4 protein-coding genes are annotated in these 4,382 nt (G+C 50.5%); 2 read left to right on the top strand and 2 right to left on the bottom strand.

Annotated features, from left to right (window positions below):
• Both Q0X25_RS07445 and Q0X25_RS07440 read left to right on the top strand, forming a co-directional pair.
• Positions 1-1,407 (top strand): ABC transporter ATP-binding protein/permease (locus Q0X25_RS07445; protein ID WP_298580703.1); only part of this gene is annotated, 1,407 nt, incomplete at its 5' end.
• Positions 1,404-3,125, top strand: coding sequence for an amino acid ABC transporter ATP-binding/permease protein (locus Q0X25_RS07440; protein WP_298580700.1), 1,722 nt, complete (start codon positions 1,404-1,406; stop codon positions 3,123-3,125). The genes Q0X25_RS07445 and Q0X25_RS07440, both read left to right, overlap by 4 nt.
• On the opposite strand, the gene Q0X25_RS07435 is transcribed toward Q0X25_RS07440, so the two are convergent.
• Positions 3,122-3,991: a Cof-type HAD-IIB family hydrolase gene (locus tag Q0X25_RS07435; RefSeq protein ID WP_298580697.1), complete on the bottom strand. Its 870-nt coding sequence runs from the start codon at positions 3,989-3,991 to the stop codon at positions 3,122-3,124. The two genes, Q0X25_RS07440 and Q0X25_RS07435, sit on opposite strands and share 4 nt — an antisense overlap.
• 32 nt (positions 3,992-4,023) lie before the next feature.
• The coding region (locus tag Q0X25_RS07430) for an adenine deaminase C-terminal domain-containing protein (RefSeq protein ID WP_298580694.1) at positions 4,024-4,382 on the bottom strand (359 nt) is incomplete at its 5' end.

Here is a 4,382-nt window from a genome sequence, read left to right as displayed (position 1 = left end):
GTATCAGCCATCACCTCATCGGTGGATGCTGTTGAGCAGATGCAAACCTATTATTCACTCTATCTGCCTTCGCTGATTTTTTCGGTGATTGCTCCTGTCTATCTGTTTTTCCATTTAGCGCCCCTGTCGCTGTCTATTGCGGTATTGCTGCTAGTAGTGTCTGTAGTGCTCTTGCCGCTCAACAACTTGTTCCGCCATCAGATAGAAGCTCTGCGCCGTCGCTATTGGATTTCGGTTGAAGATATGACGGCATACTTCCTTGATTCGTTACGAGGGCTGACGAGTATCAAGCTTTTTGGTCGTGACGCGGATCGCAGCCAGACTCTACAATCCAAGGCAAGTCGCTTGAGCGCAGATATCAATGAATTCATGCGTATCAACTTTAGCTCACACTTTGTCAATGAAGCGCTTATATATTTGGCTATAACCATTGCACTTGTTATCGTATGTTTTGACTTGGCAGCAGCTAGGATGACCGTAGGTTCTGGCCTCACCATTCTTTTGCTTGCCTATGGTTATTTCGCGTCAATACGTCAGCTCATGGATGCAACTCACGATGCACTCACCGCAATATCGGCTGCTACAAAGGTCGAAGATATCTTTGCGGTTGATACTTCCCGAGTTAACAATCCTCATGCACCTAGCGATCCCGAGACATATGACGGTATCCGCTTGGAGAATGTGAGTTTCAGCTATCCCGAGTCTCCCAATCGCATGGCTCTACATAATGTTTCGCTTCGAGTGCCTTGCGGCAAGACAATTGCGCTGGTAGGCCTTTCAGGCTGTGGTAAATCAACGGTCGCAGCACTTCTTGCGCGCTTTATAGATCCCACAGTTGGCAATCTTTATATCGAGGGGCAAAACTATCTCAGTCTTACTCCCGAAGAGCTGCGCTATCACGTAGCCATGGTTCCTCAAACCGTCAGCCTCTTTACGGGCACCATTCGTGAAAATCTTCAGATTGCCGCCCCGCATGCAAACGATGAAAAACTTTATGAGGCACTGAACGAGGCTGCTTTGGGTGATTGGGTGCGTAGCCTGCCCGACAAATTAGATACTGCAGTAGGTGATGCGGGATCGCGCCTTTCGGGTGGCCAACGTCAAAAAATGGGTATCGCCCGCGTACTTTTGTCGCAGGCAAAATATCTCATCTTTGATGAGTCAACTTCCTCGGTTGACGAAGAGAGTGAGCGGGAGATTTGGCACTGCATCCATCAGCTGTCACGTAACCGTACCTTGGTGATTATCTCTCATCGCCTTTCAACCATTCGTTGGGCAGATTGTATTTATGTTCTTGAACAAGGCTGCATCACGGCGCAGGGCACACATGAAGAACTTATGCAGCATAAAGGTCTTTACCAGCAACTTGTCGCTGAGCAAGCAAAGCTTGAAGGAGCTGCAGCATGAGTGAAAAGAAAAGCTACAGCTATGCATATCCACTTCCCGTACTTGTATTTCGCCTGTTACGTATAGGTAAGCCAATTGCTTTCTATCTTGTGGTATCTGCGCTTGCATCACTTGTGGGGAATCTGGCGCGCCTGGGTGTTATGGGTTTTGGTGTCGCTGCGATTTTGAATGTAAGCCAGATGTTGGCTGGTGATTGGCGCGTTTATCTTGCGGGGGTAATTTTTAGCGGCAGTCTTATTGCACTTTGCCGCTACCTTGAGGGACGTTATTCGCATGTAGGCGCTTATAACTTGTTGGCACAGCTGCGTGTCCACCTATTTGAGGAAATTGACCGCTTGGCACCTACCATTTTGATTGAACGCAGCCAAGGCGAGTTGCTGTCTATTGCAGTAACTGATGTTGAAACCCTCGAGTTCTTTTTTGCGCATACGATAGGTCCACTGTTTACGGTGGTGCTTGTGCCCCTCGCTGCGCTTATGGTGGCGGCGCGTGTGCATCTTTTGTACGTTGCGGTGCTCCTGCCGATTTTTGTGTTGACAAGCGTTTTGATTCCGTTGCTAGCCTTACGTGTGGGCAGAGGCATTGGTCTGCGCTATCGTGCCGCTCTCGCCCAACTCAAATCATTGGTACTTGAAAGCGTGTATGGCATACAAGACATTCAGATATTTAGTGCAGGTCAGCAGCGCAAACGTCAGGTTCTAGCAGCAAATGAGCAGGTTAATAGTTCTGCGCACGGGCTGGCTCTTCATCAGCAGGCAGTATCCGCACTCCCCGACTTCTTTGTCTACCTTGCGCGTATTTTGGTAGTTGTTGTAGCAGCACGTCTTGCAGCGGCAGGTGTGGGGAGTCCCGCTGGAGCGATTATTGTCTCTTTTGTTGCAACAGCATCGTTTTCATCGACGTTCTCCTTGACTTTTGTGGTGACGCACCTGCTCGAAGCATTTGCTGCGGCAGATCGGATCTTTCGCATTGAAGATTGCGCCGCAGCAATTGCAGATATGGGACACAGGGATTGCGGCTCGATTCAGTCCATCGAGTTTGAGGACGTGAGCTTTAGCTATCCTGATGCGCATGCCTCCGTCCTGGATGGTGCTCACCTGTATATCAAGGCAGGTGAACGTATTGGTATTGCGGGACCAAGTGGCGCAGGCAAATCAACGAGTTTTCGCTTGTTACTGCGCTTTTATGACCCCAGTCGAGGACACATTAGGATTAATGGTGTTGATGCACGAGAGATTTCTCTAAACGTTTTGCGCCGGCGCATAGCCTTGCTCGAACAGGATACCTACCTTTTTGATTGTTCCATCGCAGACAATATTGCATTTGCGCAGCCAACAGCAACATTTGAGGAGGTAAGGCGCGCTGCCAAACGAGCAGGCATTGCCGATCTTATCGAGAGTCTGCCTGAAGCTTATGACACGCAAATGGGTCAGATGGGAGCACGCCTTTCGGGTGGCGAACGCCAACGCATAGGTATCGCGCGTGTGCTGCTAGCCGACCCTGATGTCATTGTTATGGATGAGCCAACAAGCGCGCTTGATGTGCTGCATGAGCGCGAGCTCCTGCATACGTTGCAAACAGTGTATGCCGACAAAACCATCATTATGGTTTCCCATAGGCCTTCGACCCTCTCGTCATGTGACCGCGTTTATCAGCTTGAAGATCGCAAATTTATCAAGCAGATATCTGATGAGACGGGCGCTCTAAGAGCGCTCTAAGCTTGATACTGTTCCAGCCAGACGGCCACACCCTGCTCATCAAAAGAGGGGCAAATTTCATCAGCAGCCTTGAGAATCTCGGGGGTGGAGTTAGCCATTGCGACAAAGGTACCAACATGGCCAATCATTGAGTAATCGTTGCCGCTATCACCAAATGCGACAGAATGCGAAATGTCAAGCTGCAGCTCCTGACACAGTTGCTCGAGCGCGGTGCCCTTGTTGACACCAGCGCGAGTAAGCTCATATTCAATAGGACCCATCTGCGCGATGTCGAGCTGGCCAAGCGCGTGCAAGCGCTGGCCAGCCTCTTCAGCTAGTGCGGTGGTCTCAAAGCTGCATTCCATCTTGAAGACTGTATCGGGGTGCTTGGCCATGGCTTCATGGATGGAGTCTACAGGCTTCATACCCGTCATCGTGTTTAGGATGTCTTCTTCGCTAGTGGCTTCGCCTAGGCCATCCGATCCTCCACGTGCCATATAGGTAATTGCACGGCGCTCGCGGTAGGTCTCGCTCTCATAAAAGACAAACCACGCAGGGTTAAGGTCATCAAGAGTAGAAAAAACATCGTTTACCAGCTCATGAGGCATTTCATTTTTAAAGAGAATGCTCTGGTCGCTCTGTCGGCGCACAACGGATCCATTAAGTGTGAGCAGCCAATCGACCCAATCCCATACCAGCAAGTCGTGGAGCATATGCAGGGGACGACCGCTCACCACACAGACCTGAGCCCCGTGGTCGTGGGCGTATTTAAGTGCTGCTTGAACACGTGGATGCATTTTGCCCGAAATCGTATCAATGGTGGTGCCATCAAGGTCAAAGGCAACAAGTGAGAAGGGATAGTTTTGCATTTGTGTGTGTTGCGGCACAGGCAGTCCTTTCGATGGAAATTGGCAGTAATTTACTCAGCTTCGAGTGGCTGGAACTGATAGCTTACGCAGTTAACATAACCTCTGTTGGTGATGCGCAGCACGGGCACACACGCCAGCGACATAATGCCCATAGTCATAAAGGGCGAAGGCATGGTGCATCCCATTGTGCGCCACGCCTCTTCCACTCGAGCAACTTTCTCAGCAACAAGCTCGATGCGCTGGTCGGAAAGCAAACCAAAGACAGGTAGTTCAACTAACGCAAGCACCTTGCCATCCTGAACGGCGACTTCGCCACCGCCGCACTCGATGAGAGTGCGTGCAGCCAAGGCCATGTCAGCGTCGTTATCACCAGCAACCAGCAGGTTATGAGCATCATGCGCGACGGTCT

The organism is uncultured Olegusella sp. (genome assembly GCF_947253395.1).
In the GTDB taxonomy this organism is placed as follows: domain Bacteria; phylum Actinomycetota; class Coriobacteriia; order Coriobacteriales; family Atopobiaceae; genus Olegusella.
Note: the sequence above shows the minus strand (reverse complement) of the source record. Positions and strands in the feature narration are given on the sequence as shown.

Excerpts from the sequence above, each read along its gene's own strand:
- Q0X25_RS07440 (WP_298580700.1), top strand. The coding sequence starts at position 1,404 with ATGAGTGAAAAGAAAAGCTACAGCTATGCATATCCACTTCCCGTACTT.